The 17,284-nt window shown below is 63.2% G+C and carries 17 protein-coding genes; 12 read left to right on the top strand and 5 right to left on the bottom strand.

Translation table 11 applies throughout. The features are described from left to right. Positions 1–21 precede the first annotated feature (21 nt). Positions 22–1,170 carry a lytic murein transglycosylase B gene (gene mltB / locus BXE_RS17000; RefSeq protein WP_038457474.1) on the bottom strand — a complete coding sequence of 383 codons (1,149 nt, stop codon included), beginning with the start codon at positions 1,168–1,170 and terminating at the stop codon, positions 22–24. 294 nt (positions 1,171–1,464) lie between these two features. Here mltB and BXE_RS16995 point away from each other — a divergent pair, with 294 nt between their 5' ends. Together BXE_RS16995 and BXE_RS16990 are read left to right on the top strand one after the other, a co-directional pair. Further along, positions 1,465–2,388, top strand: coding sequence for a histone deacetylase family protein (locus BXE_RS16995; protein ID WP_038457477.1), 924 nt, complete (start codon positions 1,465–1,467; stop codon positions 2,386–2,388). A gap of 47 nt (positions 2,389–2,435) precedes the next feature. After that, positions 2,436–3,245, top strand: coding sequence for an enoyl-CoA hydratase (locus BXE_RS16990; RefSeq protein WP_011489469.1), 810 nt, complete (start codon positions 2,436–2,438; stop codon positions 3,243–3,245). A 21-nt stretch (positions 3,246–3,266) separates the two neighbouring features. Here BXE_RS16990 and BXE_RS16985 read toward each other — a convergent pair whose 3' ends face one another. Continuing rightward, positions 3,267–4,172, bottom strand: coding sequence for an alpha/beta hydrolase (locus BXE_RS16985; protein WP_011489468.1), 906 nt, complete (start codon positions 4,170–4,172; stop codon positions 3,267–3,269). A gap of 252 nt (positions 4,173–4,424) precedes the next feature. Between BXE_RS16985 and BXE_RS16980 the strand changes: the two genes are divergently transcribed. From BXE_RS16980 to BXE_RS16955, 6 genes are all read left to right on the top strand, one after another. Further along, the gene (locus tag BXE_RS16980) at positions 4,425–5,459 is read left to right on the top strand and encodes a methionine ABC transporter ATP-binding protein (RefSeq protein ID WP_011489467.1); all 1,035 of its coding nucleotides are present in this window, start codon (positions 4,425–4,427) and stop codon (positions 5,457–5,459) included. Then, on the top strand, positions 5,449–6,102 hold the full coding sequence (locus BXE_RS16975; RefSeq protein WP_007180902.1) for a methionine ABC transporter permease: 654 nt from the start codon (positions 5,449–5,451) through the stop codon (positions 6,100–6,102). Before BXE_RS16980 ends, BXE_RS16975 begins: the two co-directional genes overlap by 11 nt. Before the next feature lie 34 nt (positions 6,103–6,136). After that, positions 6,137–6,934: a MetQ/NlpA family ABC transporter substrate-binding protein gene (locus BXE_RS16970; RefSeq protein ID WP_011489466.1), complete on the top strand. Its 798-nt coding sequence runs from the start codon at positions 6,137–6,139 to the stop codon at positions 6,932–6,934. Between the two features lie 237 nt (positions 6,935–7,171). After that, positions 7,172–7,921: an electron transfer flavoprotein subunit beta/FixA family protein gene (locus BXE_RS16965; RefSeq protein WP_011489465.1), complete on the top strand. Its 750-nt coding sequence runs from the start codon at positions 7,172–7,174 to the stop codon at positions 7,919–7,921. A 22-nt stretch (positions 7,922–7,943) separates the two neighbouring features. Beyond that, positions 7,944–8,891: an electron transfer flavoprotein subunit alpha/FixB family protein gene (locus BXE_RS16960; RefSeq protein WP_011489464.1), complete on the top strand. Its 948-nt coding sequence runs from the start codon at positions 7,944–7,946 to the stop codon at positions 8,889–8,891. A gap of 102 nt (positions 8,892–8,993) precedes the next feature. Then, positions 8,994–10,784, top strand: coding sequence for an acyl-CoA dehydrogenase (locus BXE_RS16955; RefSeq protein ID WP_011489463.1), 1,791 nt, complete (start codon positions 8,994–8,996; stop codon positions 10,782–10,784). Positions 10,785–10,906: 122 nt separating this feature from the next. On the opposite strand, the gene BXE_RS16950 is transcribed toward BXE_RS16955, so the two are convergent. Then, on the bottom strand, positions 10,907–12,196 hold the full coding sequence (locus BXE_RS16950) for a D-amino acid dehydrogenase (protein ID WP_011489462.1): 1,290 nt from the start codon (positions 12,194–12,196) through the stop codon (positions 10,907–10,909). A gap of 168 nt (positions 12,197–12,364) precedes the next feature. Here BXE_RS16950 and BXE_RS16945 point away from each other — a divergent pair, with 168 nt between their 5' ends. Continuing rightward, complete coding sequence (locus tag BXE_RS16945) at positions 12,365–12,853, top strand: Lrp/AsnC ligand binding domain-containing protein (protein WP_007180908.1); 489 nt, start codon at positions 12,365–12,367, stop codon at positions 12,851–12,853. A 96-nt stretch (positions 12,854–12,949) separates the two neighbouring features. After that, positions 12,950–14,095: a PA0069 family radical SAM protein gene (locus BXE_RS16940; protein ID WP_011489461.1), complete on the top strand. Its 1,146-nt coding sequence runs from the start codon at positions 12,950–12,952 to the stop codon at positions 14,093–14,095. A 16-nt stretch (positions 14,096–14,111) separates the two neighbouring features. Here BXE_RS16940 and BXE_RS16935 read toward each other — a convergent pair whose 3' ends face one another. Together BXE_RS16935 and BXE_RS16930 are read right to left on the bottom strand one after the other, a co-directional pair. Next, the gene (locus BXE_RS16935) at positions 14,112–14,579 is read right to left on the bottom strand and encodes an NINE protein (RefSeq protein WP_011489460.1); all 468 of its coding nucleotides are present in this window, start codon (positions 14,577–14,579) and stop codon (positions 14,112–14,114) included. A gap of 215 nt (positions 14,580–14,794) precedes the next feature. Further along, positions 14,795–15,979: a PQQ-dependent sugar dehydrogenase gene (locus BXE_RS16930; RefSeq protein WP_011489459.1), complete on the bottom strand. Its 1,185-nt coding sequence runs from the start codon at positions 15,977–15,979 to the stop codon at positions 14,795–14,797. 172 nt (positions 15,980–16,151) lie between these two features. Between BXE_RS16930 and rpsP the strand changes: the two genes are divergently transcribed. Both rpsP and rimM read left to right on the top strand, forming a co-directional pair. After that, positions 16,152–16,406: a 30S ribosomal protein S16 gene (rpsP, locus tag BXE_RS16925; RefSeq protein ID WP_007180912.1), complete on the top strand. Its 255-nt coding sequence runs from the start codon at positions 16,152–16,154 to the stop codon at positions 16,404–16,406. Positions 16,407–16,538: 132 nt separating this feature from the next. After that, entirely contained in the window at positions 16,539–17,273 is a 735-nt protein-coding gene (gene rimM / locus BXE_RS16920) for a ribosome maturation factor RimM (RefSeq protein ID WP_011489458.1), read from the top strand. The last annotated feature ends 11 nt before the right edge of the window (positions 17,274–17,284 follow it).

Below are 17,284 nucleotides of genomic sequence, written 5' to 3'. Positions count from 1 at the left end.
GCCCGCTAGCGTCTGATCCGTCTATTGCGATGCGCCAGCCGGCGCTGCCGCGCCGTTGCCGGCGTTTGCGGCGTCGCTTGCTTCCATCTGCGCCTTGACGCGCTGGCCCAGTTGGTAGACCGCGAGCGCATAGAAGAAACTGCGGTTATAGCGCGTCAGCACATAGAAATTCTTCAGGCCGAGCACGAACTCGGTGCCGCGTCCCGGCGAGGGCAGATCCACTACCGTCACCGGCGTGCCCGCTTCCGACGCGATATCCACGCCGGGCTCGTTCAGCAGCAAGCCGGCGCGCAGCAATTGATCGAGCGGCCAGTGCGGCTCCGGCTGACCGTCGGCGGCTGCTTGCGCGACGCCCAGGCTGCCGGCGTCCGAGCCGATCTTCCACACCACCGGCCGGCCGCTTTCCCAGCCGTTCTGACGCAGATAATTCGCCACGCTGCCAATCGCGTCCGCCTGGCTCGTGCGCAGGTCGATCTGCCGGTTGCCGTCGTAGCTCACCGCGTATTGCACGATGCTGCTCGGCAGGAACTGCGGAATGCCGATCGCGCCGGTGTACGAGCCCAGCACCGAGGTCGGGTCGATCTGCGAGTCGCGCGTCCACACCAGGTAGTCTTCGAGATTCTTGCGGAAGGTTGCCTGGCGATCCGCGCGATTGGCGGTGTTCGGATAATCGAAGCTGAGCGTGGTGAGCGCGTCGAGCACACGGAAGTTGCCCATGAAGCGCCCATAGATCGTCTCCACGCCGATAATGCCGACGATCACTTCCGGCGGCACGCCGAATTCCTCATAGGCACGCTGCAGCGTGGCCTGGTTCGCGCGCCAGAAACGCACGCCGGCATTGATGCGGACCTGGTCGAGAAAGCGCGACTGATACACGCGCCAGTTCTTCACCGACGGCGAGGGTGACGGCGTTACGAGCTTGACCGCGGTTGCCGAATAACTCACGCCGGCAAAGAGCGCATGCAGTGCGGCCTCGTCGAAGTCGTAACGCGCGGTCATGTCGTTGATGAACGCGTCCACATTGGGATTGTTCGCGTAGCGCTGAGGGATGATCTCTTCTTCAAACGTTTGCCCTTGCGGCACAGCGGGTTGCGGCTGGCTTTGCGCGAGCAGCACAGGTGGCTTTTTGCCGACGCTTTGCGCGATCGCGGGACTGGTTGCCATGAACATGCACGATGCGACGGACAGTGCGGCGGCCAGGCTTCTGGTGCGTAGCCGGTTTCGTGCAGACAGAGCAAGCTTGACGGTCATAGTGAGCAAGGGGCGCAGTGCGTAAGGGACAAGGGAAAGACGGGGGAAAAAACCGATCGGGGCAGTATACCCGACGCCTCCTGCAAAACTATGCCTGACGCGTCACAGCCGCATCGTGTGGTAACTTGATGAATGTTGGCGCGCCGAGGGGGCGCACCCCTGGATGGAGACACGCCGCACGCGCCACAAGGTGCGTCGCCGCAGAAAAGAATCATGGCAACTGGCTTTTATTCCCACGCCGACTGTCTGCTGCACGATATGGGGCAATGGCATCCCGAGTGCCCAGCGCGCCTGCAGGCAATCGAAGACCAATTGATCGCGAGCCGCATCGATTCGCTGATCGAGCGCGAGTCGGCACCGCTTGCCGACGAAGCCGCGCTGCTGCGCGTGCATACGCAAGCCCACATCGATTACATCCGCAGCCGGTCACCGCCTGAAGGCATGGCCGAAATCGATCCCGATACGACGATGAACCCGCACACCTTGCAAGCCGCGCTGCGTGCGGCGGGTGCTGCGGTAGCCGCGACCGATGCGGTGATCGAAGGCCGTTACGACAACGCGTTCTGCAGCGTGCGGCCGCCGGGTCACCATGCCGAGCCGGCGCGCGCGATGGGCTTCTGCTTTTTCAACAATATCGCGATCGCCGCGCGTCATGCGCTCGAAGTGCACGGCTTGGGACGCGTCGCGATCATCGACTTCGACGTGCATCACGGCAACGGCACCGAAGCGGCGTTCTCGGGCGACTCGCGCGTGCTGATGTGCAGCTTCTTCCAGCATCCGTTCTACCCGTTCACCGGCGCCGACAACCAGGCGCCCAACATGTGCAACGTGCCGCTGCCGGCGCGCTCGAAAGGCATGGCGGTGCGCGAGGCGGTGGACATGCTGTGGCTGCCGCGCCTGCATGAATTCAAGCCGGAGATGCTGTTCATCTCGGCCGGCTTCGACGCGCATCGCGAGGACGATCTCGGCAACATGGGTCTCGTCGAAGACGATTACGCGTGGATCACCGATCAGATGCGCGAGATCGCGAAGCGCTATTCGCGCGGGCGGATCGTCAGTTGTCTCGAAGGCGGCTATAACCTGTCCGCGCTCGGGCGCAGCGTGGTTGCCCACATGCGCTCGCTGGCCGGGATCTGAGCCGCCGCACCGCGCGCGCTCGCCATCCACCCAATGAGGAGTGAGTCATGAACGCCGAGGCGCGCAACGCTTCACTGGTCGAGATCGAACACGGCGCGTACGGTGTGCCGGGCGTCGTGCGTTTGACGATGAACCGGCCGGATGCCTTTAACGCGCTCTCCGAAGCCCTGCTCGACGACCTGCAAACGGCATTGAGCGAGATTGGCCGGTCGGACGCGCGCGTGGTTGTGATCGCCGGCGCGGGCCGGGCGTTCTGCGCGGGACACGATCTGAAGGAAATGCGCGCGGCGCCGTCGCTCGCGTACTACCAGGCGCTGTTCGCCCGCTGCACGAAGCTCATGATGACGATCCAGCGCCTGCCGCAACCGGTGATCGCGCGCGTGCAAGGCATTGCCACCGCGGCCGGCTGCCAGCTCGTCGCAATGTGCGATCTGGCGGTCGCGGCCGACACGGCGCGTTTTGCCGTTTCGGGTGTGAATCTCGGGCTGTTCTGCGCGACGCCGTCGGTGCCGCTGTCGCGCAACCTGTCGCGTAAGGCGGCGCTCGAAATGCTGCTCACCGGCGATTTTATCGACGCCGTGGGCGCGAAGCGGGAAGGTCTCGTGAACCGCGTGGTCCCGGCGGATGCGCTCGACGCGGAACTCGCGCGGCTCGCCGCCAGCATCTGCGCGAAACCCGTCGAAGCCGTGAGCGCCGGAAAAGGTCTCTTCTACCGGCAACTGGAGATGGGTATCGAAGCGGCTTACCAGCTCGCCGGCCAGACGATGGCCTGCAACATGATGGATGAGTCGGCGCTCGAAGGTGTGCAGGCGTTCATTGACAAACGGCCGCCCGACTGGAAACGGGACGCAGGCTAGCGGCGTCGTTCAAGGCGCCGTTCAGGTTCTAACCACCAGCCGTTTTTCGATCCACTCGATCAACGCCCCGATCACCCGATCGCGGTCCATGTCGTTCATCGTCTCGTGATAGCTGCCCTCGTGCAGGGTGAGCGTCTTGTCCGGCGAGCCCGCGTGCTGACCGAAGTCGCGACTGCCTTCGGGTTCGGTGAGCTTGTCGGCGGTGCCGTGATAGACCAGCAGCGGCACACGCAAGCCCGCCCGGCCGCGTTCGATGCGCGCCATCGCCAGCAGCAGTTCCGCGCCGGTGCGCGCGGGAATCGCGCCGTGATGCACGAGCGGATCGGCGCGATTGGCGTTCACCACGGGTTGAAGGCGCGAGAGCAGCGCGGCGTCGATTTTCATCGCCGGGAAGCTCGGGTAGAGGCGGCTGATCACCTGGCTTAGCTTGAGCATCCAGCGCGGCACGTCGCGGCCGGGCGCCAGCGCCGGGCTCGACAGGATCAGGCCGTTCAGGCGCCGGCCGCTCGCTTCGAGGCGCTCGATCGCATACAGCGCGGCCACGGCGCCGCCCATGCTGTGGCCCATCAGGAAGAGCGGCGCGCAACTTTGCGCCGCGGCATCGAGCAAGGCTTGCGCGTCCAGCAGATAGTCGTCGAAGCGCCTCACGTAGGCCCGCTTGCCGGGCGCGTGGCCGTGGCCGCGCAGATCGATCGCCACCAGTTCGATGCCGGCCGCGTTCAGCCGCCCGGCCAGCGCCGCGTATCGGCCGGCGTGTTCGGCCAGCCCGTGGATCAGCGCCACGGTGGCGCGCGTCGGCGCGGCGGCCGGCCAGCGGTATAGCGGCAATTGCACGCCGTCGCCGGCCGTGACCGACGAGCGCAGCGGCTCGCCGGCGTTCCGCTTGCCCGCGACGGGCTGCATGATGCTGCCTGGGGATGTCTCCATGACTGCCGTTTATCCTGATTCTGATGTTGATTTTGTTCCGCCCGATCATAGACGCAGCGCCGTCGCGCGCGCGAGCATCTCGCACCGGGCAGGCCTCTAATTCCAACCGGTTATGAAAAGATCGTAATTGATTATTAAAGGGAATGTCGGCGCTGCGGTAGAATTGCCGGCTCAAATCCCAATAAAAGCAACGGCGGCCGCTTGTCGCGAGCGCAAGACGCGCGCTGACAGTCTCCGCCGTTTCGTTTTTCCATGATCGAAATACGCAATATCTCCCAGCGGTTCGCCGGGCCCCGGGGCTCGGTCGAGGCGCTGCACAACGTCAATCTGTCAATTCCGGCGGGCGAGGTGTTCGGCATCATCGGCCGCAGCGGCGCGGGCAAGAGTACGCTCGTGCGCACCATCAACCTGCTGACGCGCCCGAGCGAAGGCAACATCGTCGTTAACGGCCGCGATCTGACAACGCTGCCGGCCGCCCAGCTGCGCGAGGCGCGTCGCGAGATCGGCATGATCTTCCAGCACTTCAACCTGCTGTCGTCGCGCACGGTGTACGGGAACGTCGCGCTGCCGCTCGAACTGGCCGGCATGAAGCGCGATGAAATCGAAGCGAACGTGTTGCCGCTGCTCGAACTGGTCGGCCTGACGGCGCAGAAGGATCGCTATCCGGCGCAGATCAGCGGTGGCCAGAAGCAGCGCGTCGGTATCGCGCGGGCGCTGGCGAGCAAGCCGAAAGTGCTGCTCTCCGACGAGGCAACGTCCGCGCTCGATCCCGAAACCACGCGCTCGATCCTCGACCTGCTCAGGCGTATCAATCGCGAACTGAACCTGACGATCGTGCTGATCACGCACCAGATGGACGTGATCAAGCAGGTCTGTGACCGCGTCGCGGTGCTGGATGCGGGCCGCGTGGTCGAAGAGGGCAAGGTTATCGACGTGTTCCTGCAACCGCATCATGAAGTCACGCGCGCGTTGATCGGCGACGTGATCGCGCAGGAACTGCCGCCCGCCATGAAGGCACGCGTCGCGGAGCGGCTCAAGACGGGCAGCGGCCATTTGCTGCGGCTCGCGTTCACCGGCTCCGGCGTCGATCAGCCGATCCTGTCGGAAACCATTCGCCGTTACGAACTCGACTTCAACATCCTGCACGGCCAGATCGACGAGATCCAGGGGCAGGCGTTCGGCTCGCTCGCGGTGCTGGCGGGCGGCGAACCGGCGAAGGTGGCGCAGGCATTGACGTATCTGCGTGAACAGGGTGTGGTGGTGGAGGAGCTCTCGTATGTTGAGTGAAATGCTGGATATGTTCGTCCAGTCGTTCTGGGAAACGCTCGTGATGGTGGGCATTTCCGGACTGGTCGGCGCGTTGGTGGGTTTGCCGCTCGGTGTGCTGCTGTATCTGACGGATCGCCAGGGCGTGCTGCAGAACATCGCGGTGAATCGCGTGATGGGTGTGGTCGTCAATGCGGTTCGTTCGACGCCGTTCATCATCCTGCTGGTGGCCGTGATTCCGTTCACGCGCCTCGTGGTGGGTTCGTCGATCGGTACGGCGGCCGCCGTCGTGCCGCTGACGATCGCCGCCGCGCCGTTCATCGCGCGTCTGGTCGAGACCGCGCTGCGCGAAGTGGATCGAGGGTTGATCGAAGCCGCGCAGGCAATGGGCGCGACCACCAGCCAGATCGTCTTCAAGGTGTTGTTGCCGGAATCGCTGCCGGGCGTGGTCGCCGGCCTGACCATCACCTTCGTCTCGCTGGTCGGCTATTCGGCAATGGCCGGTGCGATCGGCGGCGGCGGTCTGGGCGATCTCGGCATTCGCTATGGGTATCAGCGTTTCCTGCCGGAAGTGATGTTGACGGTCGTGGTGATTCTGATCGTCTTCGTGCAACTGGTGCAGTCGTTTGGGGATTGGCTCGTGCGTCGCTTGAGCCATAAGTAAAACAACAAAATCGATAGATTCGGGAATGTCCAACATGCAACGTCGTCTCATTCTGAAACTGGCCGCCGCACTCGGCGCCGCGTCACTGTTCGCCACCGGCATGGCTCACGCTGAAGACACGATCAAGGTCGGCGTCACCGGCGGTCCGCATGCGCAGATCATGGAAGTCGTGAAAACGGTCGCGGCGAAAAACGGCCTGAACATCAAAGTCGTCGAATTCTCCGACTACGTGCAGCCGAACGCCGCGCTCGCCGGCGGCGATCTGGACGCCAACAGCTATCAGCACGACCCGTATCTGCAGGCGCAGGTGAAGGACCGCGGCTACAAGCTGATCCGCGTCGCGGATACGGTGACGTACCCGATGGGCATCTACTCGAAGAAAGTGAAGTCGCTCGCCGAGTTGCAGTCGGGCGCGAAGATCGCGGTGCCGAACGATCCGACCAACGGCGGCCGCGCACTTCTGTTGCTGCAAAAGCAGGGCCTGCTGAAACTGCGCGCCGATGCGGGGCTGAAGGCGACGCCGCTCGACATCGTCGACAACCCGAAGAAGCTGAAGATCGTCGAACTCGACGCCGCGCAGATTCCGCGCTCGCTGAACGACGTGGACGCTGCCGCGATCAATACCAACTTCGCGATGGAAGCGGGTCTGAAGCCCAAGCAGGATGCCATCGCGATTGAAGATCCGAAGGGCCCTTATGTGAACGTCATCGCGATCCGCGAGGCGGACAGGAATAAGCCGTGGGTCGCCAAACTGGTCGCGGCGTATCATTCGCCGGAAGTGAAGCAGTTCGTTGAAAGCAAATTCGGCGGGTCGGTGATCACCGCGTGGTGAGCCGGCAGCCTGCGGAACAAGCAAGACAGGACGGCAATGCAAAATTAGAGTCGTAGGTCGGAACCCGGGGTTGTCTCCCGGGTTTTTTCGAGATTAAAATAGAACGACCGTTCGATATTGCCGTCACGCCGCTGAGGAGCGATATCCTCCTGCTAAAGCGCCCGCGACAGGGCTGCCGCGAGGGCAGTCGTTATAATGCTCGCTGGGTTGACGTATTCGTAACTTTGGAGCGTGTGCATGAAAATCCTGGTGCCAGTCAAAAGAGTGGTCGATTACAACGTGAAAGTCCGGGTGAAGTCGGACGGCACGGGCGTCGACATCGCGAACGTGAAGATGTCGATGAATCCGTTCGATGAAATCGCGGTTGAAGAAGCGGTGCGTCTGAAGGAAGCAGGCGTGGCGACCGAAGTGATCGCCGTGTCGGCGGGCGTCACGCAATCGCAGGAAACGCTGCGCACGGCGCTGGCGATCGGCGCGGATCGCGCGATCCTGATCGAGTCGGGCGAAGAGCTGCAACCGCTGGCGGTTGCCAAGCTGCTGAAGGCGCTGGTGGACAAGGAACAGCCGCAGTTGATCATTCTCGGCAAGCAGGCTATCGACGACGATTCGAACCAGACCGGCCAGATGCTGGCGGCGCTGGCCGGATTGCCGCAGGCGACGTTCGCCTCGAAGGTTGTCGTGGCTGACGGCAAGGCGACGGTTTCGCGTGAAGTGGATGGCGGCGCTGAAACGCTGTCGCTGACGCTGCCCGCAGTCATCACGACCGACCTGCGCCTGAACGAGCCGCGCTATGTGACGCTGCCGAACATCATGAAGGCGAAGAAAAAGCCGCTGGAAACGATCAAGCCGGAAGATCTCGGTGTCGACGTCACGCCGCGCCTGAAAACGTTGAAGGTTGTCGAGCCGCCGAAGCGCTCCGCCGGTGTGAAGGTGCCGGATGTGAAGACACTGGTCGAGAAGCTGAAGACCGAAGCCAAGGTGCTTTAAGTAGAACGCGGAGACAGAGCAAATGACGAATCTGGTAATAGCAGAACACGACAACACGTCGATCAAGGCCGCGACGCTGAACACGATCGCAGCGGCACAGAAGATTGGTGGTGATATTCACGTGCTGGTGGCCGGTCATAACGCACAAGCTGCTGCGGATGCGGCAGCGAAGATTGCAGGCGTGACCAAAGTGCTGCTGGCCGACGCACCGCAACTCGAAGCGGGCCTGGCAGAAAACGTCGAAGCGACGGTGCTGACGATTGTGAAAGACCCGGCGAAGAACTACACGCACATCCTCGCGCCAGCGACGGCATACGGCAAGAACATCGCACCGCGCATCGCCGCAAAGCTCGATGTTGCGCAGATCAGCGACATCACGGCAGTGGATAGCGCCGATACGTTCGAGCGCCCGATCTACGCCGGCAACGCAATCGCGACAGTGCAATCGGCTGACCCGATCAAGGTCATCACGGTGCGCTCGACCGGTTTCGACGCAGTCGCGGCCGAAGGCGGCAGCGCCTCGGTGGAGAAGATCGAAGCGGCAGCGGACAGCGGTATCTCGCAGTTCGTCAGCCGTGAAGTGACGAAGCTGGACCGTCCGGAACTGACGTCGGCGAAGATCATCGTCTCGGGTGGCCGGGGTCTGGGCAACGGCGAGAACTACACCAAGGTGCTCGAACCGCTGGCCGACAAGCTGAACGCAGCGCTGGGCGCATCGCGTGCCGCAGTCGATGCGGGCTTCGTGCCGAACGACTATCAGGTCGGCCAAACCGGCAAGATCGTCGCGCCGCAACTGTATGTGGCGGTCGGCATCTCCGGCGCGATCCAGCATCTGGCTGGTATGAAAGACAGCAAAGTGATCGTCGCGATCAACAAGGACCCGGAAGCGCCGATTTTCAGCGTCGCCGATTACGGTCTGGTGGGCGATCTGTTCACGGTCGTGCCCGAACTCGTTAGCGAGCTCGGTTAAGCGCCGTAACGCCTTAAAAAAGGCGTCTTGCAGTACAGGAAGGGCGCGGGACCGATCAAGTCCAGCGTCCTTTTTTTATATCAACGGCGGGAGGAGACGGAAATGAGCTATACGGCACCCATCAAGGACATGCTGTTCGTGATGAAAGAACTGGCCGGTCTCGAACACATCGCGACGCTGCCGGGCTTCGAAGATGCGAACCTCGACACCGCGCAGGCCGTGCTCGAAGAGTCGGCGAAACTGTGCAGCGAAGTGCTGGCGCCGCTGAATGTCGAAGGCGATCGCAATCCGAGTAGCTGGAAAGACGGCGTGGTCACCGCAACGCCTGGCTTCAGGGAAGCGTTTCGCCAGTTCGGCGAAGGCGGCTGGCAAGGCGTGCAGCATCCGGTCCACTACGAAGGCCAGGGTCTGCCCAAGCTGATTGCCACAGCCTGTATCGAGATGCTCAACGCGTCGAACCTGTCGTTCGCGCTGTGCCCGCTGCTCACCGACGGCGCGATCGAGGCGCTCCTCACCGCTGGCAGCGAGGAGCAGAAGCAGACCTATGTGCCCAGGCTGATTTCCGGCGAATGGACCGGCACGATGAACCTGACCGAGCCGCAGGCCGGCTCCGATCTCGCGCTGGTGCGCACGCGCGCCGAGCCGCAGGGCGACGGCTCGTTCAAACTGTTCGGCACGAAAATTTTCATCACGTGGGGCGAGCACGACATGGCGAAGAACATCGCCCATCTCGTGCTGGCGCGCACGCCGAACGCACCCGAAGGCGTGAAGGGCATTTCGCTGTTCATCGTGCCGAAGTTTCTCGTCAACGAAGACGGTTCGCTCGGCGAGCGCAACGACGTGCACTGCGTGTCGATCGAACACAAGCTCGGCATCAAGGCGAGCCCGACCGCGGTGCTGCAGTTCGGCGACCACGGCGGCGCGACCGGTCATCTGATCGGCGAAGAGAATCGCGGTCTCGAGTACATGTTCATCATGATGAACGCGGCGCGGTTTGCGGTGGGCATGCAAGGCATCGGCGTGTCGGATCGTGCGTACCAGAAGGCGGTGGCATACGCGAAAGACCGCGTGCAAAGCCGTCCCGTGGATGGCTCCGCGAAACAGCCGGTCGCGATCATTCAGCACCCCGATGTGCGCCGTATGCTCGCGACCATGCGTGGTCTCACCGAAGCATCGCGCGCGCTCGCTTATGTGGCCGCGGCTCATTGCGATATCGCGCACCGTCACGCGGACGAAGCCACGCGCGCCCAACACCAGGCGATCTATGAATACCTCGTGCCGATCGTGAAGGGCTGGAGCACGGAACTGTCGATCGATGTGACGAGCCTCGGCGTGCAGGTGCATGGCGGCATGGGCTTCATCGAGGAAACGGGCGCCGCGCAGTACTACCGCGACGCGCGCATTCTGCCTATCTACGAAGGCACGACCGCAATTCAGGCCAACGACCTGATCGGCCGCAAGACGGTGCGCGACGGCGGCAAGGTGGCGAAGTCGCTGCTCGCCGGGGTGGCTGAAACGGTTGAAGCGCTCGGCGCGCAGCAAGGTCCGGCGTTCGCGTCGATGAAGAAGTATCTCGCACAGGGTCATCGCTCGTTGAGCGCGGTGGTCGAGTTCGTGGTTGCGAATACGAAGAGCGATCCGAATGCGGTGTTCGCCGGCAGCGTGCCGTATCTGAAGCTTGCCGGCATCGTGCTCGGCGGCTGGCAGATGGCGCGTGCGCTGCTCGTGGCGGCAGAGAAGCGTGACGAAGACCCTTCGTTCTACGGCGCCAAGATCGCGACCGCGCAGTTCTATGCCGAGCATGTGCTGCCGCTGGCGTCGGCGCTCGAAGCGTCGATTGTCAGTGCGAAGGGTGGCGAGAGCGTGCTGGCGCTGTCTGAAGATCAGTTCTGACGCTGCTTCTAATTCCGCTTGAAAAAGCAAACGGCGTCTCGCAAGGCGTCGTTTGTTTTCACCGCACTGGTCTGCGAGACATCACACCAGTTCAGCCGCTCGCGAAGCGACGTTGAACCACCTCAGGCGGCATAAGCCGGGCGATGCGCACCGCGCGTCTCACCGAGATAGCGATGCACCGACAGGTCGTCCGCCTTGATGGCCGGCTGCTTGCCCGACATCACGTCGGCGAGCAGTTGGCCCGAGCCGCACGACATCGTCCAGCCCAGCGTGCCGTGGCCCGTGTTCAGGAACAGGTTGGCCACCGGCGTGCGGCCGACGATCGGCGTGCCGTCCGGCGTCATGGGGCGCAGACCGGACCAGAACGTGGCCTTCGACGTGTCGCCGCCGCCCGGGAACAGATCGTTCACGCACAGTTCCAGCGTTTCACGGCGCGCCTCGCGCAGCGATTTGTCGAAGCCGACAATCTCGGCCATGCCGCCCACGCGAATCCGGTCGTCGAAACGCGTGATCGCGATCTTGTAGGTTTCGTCGAGCACGGTAGACACTGGTGCCGATGCTTCGTTGACGATTGGCGCCGTGATCGAATAACCCTTGAGCGGATACACCGGGATCTTTACGAGGCCAGACAGGAATTGGGTGGAGTACGAACCGAGCGCGACGACGAACGAATCGGCGCGCACGAGTTCTTCGCCGCACTTCACGCCGGCGATGCGGTCGCCGGCCATTGCGAGTGCGTCGATCGGCGTGTTGTAGCGGAATTTGACGCCCAGTTGTTCGGCCAGCGCGGCGAGGCGCGTGGTGAACATCTGGCAGTCGCCGGTTTCATCGCCCGGCAGGCGCAGACCGCCGGTCAGCTTGTGCGACACGGCGGCGAGCGCCGGTTCCGCCTGCGCCAGTTCAGCCGGCGACAGCAGTTCGTACGGCACACTGGCTTCCCGCAGCACGGCGATGTCTTTCGCGGCGCCTTCGAATTGCTGCTGCGTGCGGAACACCTGCAGCGTGCCGCCCGTGCGGCCTTCGTACTGGATGCCGGTTTCAGCGCGCAGCGCCTGCAGGCAGTCGCGGCTGTATTCGGCGAGGCGGACCATGCGGCCTTTGTTCACCGCATAGCGCGACGACGTGCAGTTTTGCAGCATCTGCCACATCCATTGCAACTGGAATTGCGTTCCGTCGAGGCGGATGGCCAGCGGCGCGTGTTTCTGGAACATCCACTTGACGGCCTTCAGCGGCACACCCGGCGCGGCCCACGGCGATGCGTAGCCCGGCGAGATCTGGCCGGCATTGGCGAAACTGGTTTCGAGCGCCGGGCCGGCCTCGCGATCGATAACCGTCACTTCGTGACCGGCGCGCGCCAGGTAATACGCACTCGTCACCCCGACGACGCCACTGCCCAAAACGACGACTCGCATAAATGCTCCAGGATATTCAGATGAGGTCTGAGGGCGGTGCGCTCGTCGAGTCGTTGGAATTCGTTCGATTAACGAGGTGTAACGCGGGTCGCCCAGTGTTAACCGCTATACTATTAACAGTCAGGTGGGTTTTGTTATTGTATTTTCAAGATTTTCAGCAAAAACATCATGCGTACACAGCGCCAACCGGTCCGGGCTCTAGACAAACTCGATCACAAGATCCTGCGCCTCTTGCAGCAGGATGGCCGGATGGCCATGAAAGACCTGGCCGAACAGGTCGGACTGTCGGTCACGCCGTGCATCGAGCGCGTCAAGCGCATGGAGCGCGACGGCGTGATAACCGGCTACCACGCGCGCGTGAACCCGGCGGAGCTGGGCGCGGCGCTGCTGGTGTTCGTCGAGATCACGCTGGACCACAAGAGCGGCAACATGTTCGATCAGTTCCGCCGCGAGGTGCAGAAGATTCCGGAGGTGCTGGAGTGTCATCTCGTCTCGGGTGACTTCGACTATCTGATCAAGGCGCGCATCGGCGAAATGGCCGATTACCGGAAGCTGCTGGGCGATATCCTGCTGCAGTTGCCCGGCGCGGTGCAGTCGAAAAGCTACGTGGTGATGGAGGAGATCAAGGAAACGCTGACGATTGCGGTCGGGGATTAAGCGGTAGGGCAGGCCGGAACGGGGCTCGACAAACAGCGTAAACACTGTATATTTATACAGGTATTTTGCGCCGTTTATGTTCTGCGAGCTTCGCCCGTGACCGACTCCGACTCCCAACCCGTCAACGAATTTCCGATCGCGCCGCCCGCGCCTCGCAAGGGGCGCGGTGCGGTGACGAACCTGCAAGGTCGCTACGAAGTCGACCAGCGCGAAGCAATTGACGACGGCTGGCTGTCGCTGGCGGAAGATGATGACGAGCCGAAGGTCTTGCGCACGCAGGTCTTCGAGGAACGCGCCAAAACTATTCTCACGCGCAATGCGTCGCCGGATATTCCTTTCGGTGTGTCGCTGAATCCGTATCGCGGTTGCGAGCACGGCTGCATCTATTGTTTTGCTCGGCCCACGCACAGTTATCTGGGGCTCTCGCCAGGGCTCGACTTCGAAAGCCGGATCTATGCCAAGGTCAACGCGCCGGAGTTGCTCGAGCGGGAGCTGTCGAAAAAGTCCTACGTGCCGGAGCCCATTGCGCTCGGTGTGAATACAGACGCCTGGCAGCCCGCCGAGCGCGACTTGCAACTCACGCGCCGTGTAATCGAAGTGCTCAGCGAGCGGCATCATCCGTTTGCGGCGATCACCAAGTCTTCGCTGATCGAACGCGATCTCGATCTGCTGGCGCCTATGGCGGCGCGCGGGCAATTCATGGCGGCCATTACCATCACTACGCTGGACGCCGGGATCGCCCGCACGCTCGAACCGCGCGCGGCCACACCGTCGCGGCGGCTGCGCACCATTCGCACGTTGAGCGAGGCCGGCATTCCGGTCGGCGTCAGCATCGCGCCGGTGATTCCGTTCGTCACCGAACCTGACATGGAGCGCGTGCTGGAGGCCTGTGCGGAGGCCGGGGCAAGCAATGCGAGCTATATCGTGCTGCGTCTGCCGTGGGAAGTCGCGCCGCTATTCAAGGACTGGCTGGCGGCGTATTTTCCGGATCGCGCCGAACGGGTCATGGGGCGGGTGCGGGACATGCGGGGCGGGAAAGACTACGACTCGTCGTTTTCCACACGCATGAAGGGGGAGGGCTTGTGGGCGGATCTGCTCAAGCAGCGATTCCACAAGGCGGTGCGCCGCCTGGGCCTGAACCGGCGCGACCGCGGCATTCTCGATATGTCGCACTTTCGCCGGATTGAGCCGCCGCGTGCCGGCCAACCGGCGCGCAACGACTCTCAACTGGATCTTTTTTAGCGCGGTGTGCGGCGGATCACTGCGAGAGTGCTTTGGCTGCCTGCACCTGGCCTTCGAAGTAGGTCTGGAAGGAAATCGCGAGTCCTGTCATCAGCAGGAAGGCGCCGATCAGCAGCGAAAAAATCACGACGAAAATAACTGTCCAGCCGGAACGGCTTTTACGCTGGGTTTGCGCGTTGAACTGCGCATCCCACTTTTCATCCGGACGCAGCCCGTAGACGATCGCGGCGAGAAACGCGGCGAGCAGCGACACCGCACCGGGAAGCGCCAGCATCCAGCCGAGCATGGAAGCCCGGTCGCTAGCCACCACCAGCATGGCGCCCGGAATGCCGATCAGCATGCCGATCACGTGGGCCCAGCCATAGATGTCGCGCGTGCCGTACAGATAGAAGCGGTGAGCGCCAAGGCAGCCGAAGAAGAACGCCAGCGCGGCGGTCATCGTCTTGGATCTGAAGCGCGGGGAAGTCGAAGCAAGGGTGGACATGTAGGCGAGAGCAGAGTGGCAGACGATCGAAAGGAGCGGCGCGCGGCTCGCGCGGACCGACGCGCATTCTACGCCCCCAGCAGGCGATGGGGCACGTGGCCTGCGGCGTGGGAGTGTCAGGAAGCGCCGGACTGAAGTAGCGTTGGCGGCTCGGGTGGCCGGTAGGGCTTGCGGGTTTTCCGCGCGCCCGGCCGTCGAATATTGCTCAGGAGCCGCTACGGCGCCGAATAAGTGACGCGATAGACAGCGCCGGCGTAGTCGTCGCTGATCAGGAGCGAGCCGTCAGGCAGCGGCAACACGTCGGCGGGACGGCCCCACTCGGACTCGCCGGGCTGCAGCCAGCCTTCGGCGAAGACTTCCTGGCGGGCGTTGTTGCCATCCGGATCCGTGATTACATGCACGACGCGATAGCCGACTTTCTTGCTGCGATTCCACGAACCGTGCTCTGCGATGAAAATCGTGTTCCGGTAAGCGGCCGGAAACATCGAACCGCTGTAAAAGCGCATGCCGAGCGCCGCGACGTGCGCACCGAGTTTGACCGCGGGCGGCGTAAACGCGCTGCACGGATGATCCTTGCCGAATTCCGGATCTGGCGTGTCGCCGCCGTGGCAATACGGAAAGCCGAAATCCATTCCGGCACGCGGCGCGCGGTTGAGTTTGTCGTCCGGCACGTCGTCGCCCAGCAGGTCGCGGCCGTTGTCCGTGAACCACAGTTCGTGCGTCACCGGGTGCCACGCAAAGCCAACCGAATTGCGGATGCCGCGCGCCACGACCGCGTAGTGACTGCCGCCCGGGTCCATGCGGCCGATCAGACCGAAGCGGTTGCGGTCTTTCAGGCATACGTTGCAAGGCGCGCCTTGCGGCACGTACAGCTTGCCGTCCGGCCCAAAAGCGATGAATTTCCAGCCGTGGTGCGTCTCCGTGGGCAGCGTGTCGATCACGACGGCAGGCTTGGGCGGATCGTTCAGGTGGGTGTCGATTGCGTCGAAGCGAAGAATTTTCGACACTGCCGATACATAGAGCGCACCGTCGCGCCATGCCACGCCGGCCGGCGTCTCCAGTCCGGAAGCGATCACGTGGCGAGCGCTCACGTGCCCGTTTTGCAATTCGAGCGCATAGACATGGCCGTCGAGGCTGCCTATATAAAGAATGCCCTTCGGCGAAAGCGCCATCGCTCGCGCGCTCGGCACGACGTCCGACAACACCTCGATATGGAAGCCCGGTGGCAGTTTGATCCGCTCCACCGGCAGTGCAGCGAGCGCCGGCAGGGTGGTCGCGGCGAGCAATACGGCCGCGCCGGCGCGCAGGCCCCGACTTCGCAAAGCGCGCGCCGGGTCGCCAAGCCGCGTGGCGGCGTTAAAAAAAGCGCGCAAGAGCACAATTGGCGGCAGGAGTTTCAAGGGCGCTCCGTCAGGTAATTCGGGCGTTTCGGCGTGGTGCGGGGGCGCCGGTGTGATGGTTGGCGCGGCCCCGCCGCTCAGTTTATCCCGGTAAGTGTTTGTTATGGCGTCGGTTTCCCGCTATAATCGCGTGTTTCAGTCGTTCCGAACCCCGGTTTTCAAGGATTCTAGTATGGTCATCATCCGCTTGGCTCGTGGCGGCTCCAAGAAGCGCCCGTTCTACAACATCGTCGCAACCGATTCGCGTAACCGTCGTGACGGCCGCTTCATCGAGCGCGTTGGCTTCTACAACCCGGTCGCTACGAAGGGCGAATCCCTCCGTATCGCTCAGGACCGCCTCACGTACTGGCAAGGCGTTGGCGCACAACTGTCGCCGACCGTCGAGCGTCTCGTGAAGGAAGCTGCAAAGGCGCAGCCGGCTGCTTGATGGTAGCCAGCCTGCGTATCGTCGTCGGTTCGGCCGGCGGCTCGTACGGTTTGCGTAAGCGGCCCGGCGAGCAATCCGATGCGCGAGTTGTTTTGCTGAAGCAGGCGTCGAAGCTGGCAGCGAGGTTCTCTTATGTCCGAGCGTGATTCCGGTAGTTCAGGTCCCGTGAAGGCAAAAGCTGCGGCCCCGCGCGCAAAGACGTCTGGTCAGGCGCCGTTCGGTGCCTTCGTCCGCAAGCCGGTCGAAAAAACCGAAGGCAAGGCGAAAGCCAATGCGGCAAACGCCGGTTCCGGTGCAACAGAAATGCGCATGGAAACGGCAGAAAGCTGGCCGGTCGATGCGGTCGAGGTCGGCGCAATCGTCGACGCTTACGGCCTCAAAGGCTGGGTCAAGGTAGCCGCTCATGCGGATGCCGGCCACGGCGGCGACGCTTTGCTGAGCGCGAAGCGCTGGTGGCTGCTCAAAGGCCAGGAGCGCAAATCGGCGCCGTCGTTGCAGGCGAAAACGCATAGCGACAGTGTGGTGGCCCATCTGGGCGGCGTCACTGACCGCGATGTGGCGCTGGCACTGCGCGGCTCCCGCGTCTATATCAGCCGCAGCGAGTTTCCGGCTCTCGGAGCCGACGAATTCTACTGGGTCGACCTGCTCGGCCTGGACGTGGTGAACGTTGCCGGAGTCAGTCTCGGCAAGGTTGCAGACATGATCGACAACGGTGCGCACTCGGTGTTGCGTATCGAATATCCGGCTACCGACAAAAGCGGCAAGCCGGTCACCGGTGAGCGTTTGATCCCGTTCGTCGGCGTCTTTGTCAAAACAGTGGACCAGGCGGCGAAGCAGATCACCGTCGACTGGGAAGCTGATTACTAAATAATTCGCTG

The sequence above is a fragment of the Paraburkholderia xenovorans LB400 genome, assembly GCF_000013645.1.
In the GTDB taxonomy this organism is placed as follows: Bacteria; Pseudomonadota; Gammaproteobacteria; order Burkholderiales; family Burkholderiaceae; genus Paraburkholderia; species Paraburkholderia xenovorans.
This window is presented reverse-complemented; position numbering and strand designations above follow the sequence as displayed.

Coding starts and splice junctions, on each gene's coding strand:
- mltB (WP_038457474.1), bottom strand. CDS start 1,170: ATGTTCATGGCAACCAGTCCCGCGATCGCGCAAAGCGTCGGCAAAAAG.
- BXE_RS16995 (WP_038457477.1), top strand. CDS start 1,465: ATGGCAACTGGCTTTTATTCCCACGCCGACTGTCTGCTGCACGATATG.
- BXE_RS16990 (WP_011489469.1), top strand. CDS start 2,436: ATGAACGCCGAGGCGCGCAACGCTTCACTGGTCGAGATCGAACACGGC.
- BXE_RS16985 (WP_011489468.1), bottom strand. CDS start 4,172: ATGGAGACATCCCCAGGCAGCATCATGCAGCCCGTCGCGGGCAAGCGG.
- BXE_RS16980 (WP_011489467.1), top strand. CDS start 4,425: ATGATCGAAATACGCAATATCTCCCAGCGGTTCGCCGGGCCCCGGGGC.
- BXE_RS16975 (WP_007180902.1), top strand. CDS start 5,449: ATGTTGAGTGAAATGCTGGATATGTTCGTCCAGTCGTTCTGGGAAACG.
- BXE_RS16970 (WP_011489466.1), top strand. CDS start 6,137: ATGCAACGTCGTCTCATTCTGAAACTGGCCGCCGCACTCGGCGCCGCG.
- BXE_RS16965 (WP_011489465.1), top strand. CDS start 7,172: ATGAAAATCCTGGTGCCAGTCAAAAGAGTGGTCGATTACAACGTGAAA.
- BXE_RS16960 (WP_011489464.1), top strand. CDS start 7,944: ATGACGAATCTGGTAATAGCAGAACACGACAACACGTCGATCAAGGCC.
- BXE_RS16955 (WP_011489463.1), top strand. CDS start 8,994: ATGAGCTATACGGCACCCATCAAGGACATGCTGTTCGTGATGAAAGAA.
- BXE_RS16950 (WP_011489462.1), bottom strand. CDS start 12,196: ATGCGAGTCGTCGTTTTGGGCAGTGGCGTCGTCGGGGTGACGAGTGCG.
- BXE_RS16945 (WP_007180908.1), top strand. CDS start 12,365: ATGCGTACACAGCGCCAACCGGTCCGGGCTCTAGACAAACTCGATCAC.
- BXE_RS16935 (WP_011489460.1), bottom strand. CDS start 14,579: ATGTCCACCCTTGCTTCGACTTCCCCGCGCTTCAGATCCAAGACGATG.
- rpsP (WP_007180912.1), top strand. CDS start 16,152: ATGGTCATCATCCGCTTGGCTCGTGGCGGCTCCAAGAAGCGCCCGTTC.
- rimM (WP_011489458.1), top strand. CDS start 16,539: ATGTCCGAGCGTGATTCCGGTAGTTCAGGTCCCGTGAAGGCAAAAGCT.